Here is a 258-nt window from a genome sequence, read left to right as displayed (position 1 = left end):
CTTGCTTCATGTCCTTTCTTGACTGTTTGAATTCTTCGTAAACTTCGCGGGTTTGTTTTGCTGACATTGTTTCAATGCTTCTTTTCATAATAATTCTCCTTTGTTAATGTATTTTTCGATATCCGTTCTCCTTGTTGTAAATTTCTGTGTATATAACTAACTGATTCAGATTCACTCAAAATAAGAGAAAAGTAATCCAGTATTTCATCTATCATTTCTATTGCTTTATCTCCTTCATACTTGATAAAAGTTAATTTA

The 258-nt window shown here is 30.2% G+C and carries 1 protein-coding gene; it reads right to left on the bottom strand.

From position 1 onward, the window contains the following. Positions 1–71: 71 nt before the first annotated feature. A partial coding sequence (locus tag RZA33_RS19575; RefSeq protein ID WP_317509893.1) for a hypothetical protein occupies positions 72–258 on the bottom strand: 187 nt, incomplete at its 5' end.

The sequence above is a fragment of the Halovibrio sp. HP20-59 genome, from assembly GCF_033052795.2.
GTDB lineage: Bacteria > Pseudomonadota > Gammaproteobacteria > Pseudomonadales > Halomonadaceae > Vreelandella.
This window is presented reverse-complemented; position numbering and strand designations above follow the sequence as displayed.